The following is a 2,821-nucleotide window of genomic DNA, read 5'->3' on the forward strand; positions in this document are numbered from 1 at the left end:
GACAGGCCCTATCTCACGCATGCCGTTGCTAGCGGTGCCACTGCTGATCATCACGGCCGGCATTTTCTTCTCCTTCTCGCGCGGCGCCTGGGGCATGTTCGGCGTTTCGGCGATCCTGCTTACCGGCGCCCTGTTCCTGCAGAGCGCCAGCGGCAAGTTGCGACTGCGTGTCGCCGTCATGACCATCGCCGCCGTCTCGCTGCTGGTCATTGCGATGCTCGTCATCCTGCAGCTGCCGGGCGTCTCGGAGATGTTTTCCAGCCGTGCCCAGCTGGAACAGAGCTACGATACCGCCCGCCTCGGCCGTTTCGCCCGCTACACGCTCGGTTTCCAGATGGCGCTGGAGCATCCGCTCGGCATCGGCCCGCTCGTCTTCGGCACGATTTTCGGCGAGGACACGCACGACATCTGGCTGAAGATGCTGATGGATTATGGCTGGCTCGGCTTCGTGTCGTTCCTGACGCTGACCTGCTGGACGATAGCGGCCGGTTTCCGCATTCTCCTGCGCGACAGGCCGTGGCAGCCCTATCTTCTGTGCGCCTATGTCGCCTTCGTCGGCAATATCGGGCTGGGCACCTTCATCGACATAGATCACTGGCGCCACGTCTATCTGCTGCTCGGCCTGATCTGGGGCGCCATCGCGCTGGAATACCGCCATCAGCGGCAGTTCCGGCCGGTGGCGCTGGCTGCGCCGGCGGCATGACGGATTTCTGGGGGCAAGTCTAAGTTTTGAAATGGTCGGAGTGGCCGGATTCGAACCGACGACCCCTTGACCCCGAGGAAATTGGGCGCAACGCGGATTTCTATTGAAAGTCATCGCGTTATGCGGTTTCCCCTTCCTAGTTCTGGACTTTTTTCGTGCGTTTTGTAGCAACTCCATCGCTGCGGCCACCTCTTCGTCCAGCACGTGGGCGTAGCGAGTGGTGGTCTTCCATTGCCGTCGAATATGGCGGGGCTCGCTGCAGGGCTGGTGATGGACATAGCATAGCAGTCGGCATGGCGCAGGCCGGATGAACTTAGGCGAGCGTCGCGCAATCCAACGTATAGGCAGCAACGCCATCACTACGACCGCGGCAGCGGCCGTATCCGGGGCGAAACGTTGATCATCATCTAAGCATCCACCAAACGATGGCTGCACACAGCAAAAACACGAGCGCGGCGCCCGCGATCAACATACCTCTTCGCGTTCGCCACCTTGGCGGCTCAGCCGGCATAAGCCTGAACCGCTGGGCATGCTCCGTTGCGAGTTTCAGTAAGGCTGCAGCCGTTTCGCGCGGCGTCCACCCCTTCGCTTCCGAGGCGGTCACCAAGGCTGCAAATGCGACTTCCAAGGCGACTTCACAGTTGACGTCCCGATCTGGGCTGCCCTTTGGCAATATGGGTGGTTGCACGGCTTGGGACATGCACACAAAGCGGCTCGCGGATGAAAGGTTCCCGCGTTTCGAGCCCTTCACTTTCGAAGGTGGCCGCGCAGGTCGAATTCCCCGACAGTGTAGCATTTCGTCTTCAGCAGCTGGTCGACGGGCCGCTGCGAAAGTTAGTGTCTCCACGCCTGGACACCATTCGCTCAAGGCCGGCCTGGTCGATCAGGTGTAGATCGCATTGGCGGGAGCGCCTGGCTGAACTGGATGCGAATGTCAGGCGGGAGATGCCGGCAAGGATGTCGCGGCGCTCTTGGAGCGCCATGTCGCGCAGGTCGTGGCCGTTGAGGTGCAGCAGATCGAAGGCGCGTGATGGCCTTGCGCAAGCCGTGAAATCCGACAGACCGGCATCATTGAGCACGATGCTCTCACCGTCGATGATGGCGCTGTCCACAGCCAGTGACTTCGATGCCGCTTTCTTCAACGATTATTTGCGACCGGTAGCCGTCGAATTTGACCTCATGAAGCCACACGCTACCCTCGGGAGGCTTCTCAACCGAGGTCGGCAGTAGTGGCGGGACAAACTTCAAACGCATGCATTGACTCGCAAAAACCGCGATTCATTTAGCATGCTCTTAATTAGTTCCGGAGAATTTTAACGAATCGTTGACCGCGCTGTCCCAGAATAGGACGGCGCGGTCAAACCCCCAAACTGGCTGCGCTGGCGGCTCCGGCAATTCGCCTTCCCGCGCCACTGTCGGAGCCGCTACCACACTCCTCCAAAATACCAGCAACGGTTGAATCAACTGTTACCGCACATGCTTTACAGTGCGCTTTCCCAGTCGTTAGACTTTGATGGAACAGGGCCTCGCCTTCACGGTTGACGCTGAGACAGTCCATCTCAGCGAGGAACCATGGAAGCCCAAGAGAACATCGGCAACGCCTGGGCCGCACTCAAATCGAGGTGAGAAGGTCGCGCATCTTTTTCCGCCCGAAGACGGTGAGTAGGTGAGGGATCGACCGTCTGGCGACCGAAGAAGTCGCAGCCCATAGACTCGGATCTCGGCGTCAGCTCCGCGTCGAACCTAGCGACGCATGGAAATCGCCCGTCACCCGCATGGGTGGCAGGCTCAATAGAAAGGATACGCATTTCGGGTTCCTAGAGAGTTACGCAGGCTAGATTCGGAGTAGCCGAGGCGCACGAATGCAGAACATTCGGGCTTTCACTTCGGGACTTTTTCGGGACTCCGGGTTCCGAAAACGGGCGATTTGCGTCTTTCGTTGCGAAAATGGAAAAGGCGCCAGAAGGCGCCTTCAATAAAACTAGGGATCTCAATGAGCGGCCGCACCAAGCGCTCGGCATGGACTGTCCGGCACAGCACTACGCGCCGTCACCGCACACCTACACTGGCCTGCCTGACCTCGATTATCCGTTCCACGACAAGGCCGTCACCGTCACC

2 protein-coding genes and 1 pseudogene are annotated in these 2,821 nt (G+C 59.6%); 2 read left to right on the forward strand and 1 reads right to left on the reverse strand.

The window, feature by feature from the left end; translation table 11 throughout:
- Positions 1-703 (forward strand): O-antigen ligase family protein (locus EOA86_RS29210; protein ID WP_164892086.1); only part of this gene is annotated, 703 nt, incomplete at its 5' end.
- Positions 704-1,506: 803 nt separating this feature from the next.
- Here the strand turns inward: EOA86_RS29210 and EOA86_RS29220 are convergent.
- Positions 1,507-1,845, reverse strand: a complete 339-nt coding sequence (locus EOA86_RS29220) for a hypothetical protein (protein WP_128344836.1) — start codon at positions 1,843-1,845, stop codon at positions 1,507-1,509.
- 853 nt (positions 1,846-2,698) lie between these two features.
- On the opposite strand from EOA86_RS29220, the pseudogene EOA86_RS40735 reads away from it, so the two are divergent.
- Positions 2,699-2,821 (forward strand): annotated as a pseudogene (locus EOA86_RS40735) (integrase); the annotation flags it as partial.

Origin of the sequence: Mesorhizobium sp. M5C.F.Ca.IN.020.32.2.1 (assembly GCF_004023105.1) — a bacterium.
GTDB lineage: Bacteria > Pseudomonadota > Alphaproteobacteria > Rhizobiales > Rhizobiaceae > Mesorhizobium > Mesorhizobium wenxiniae.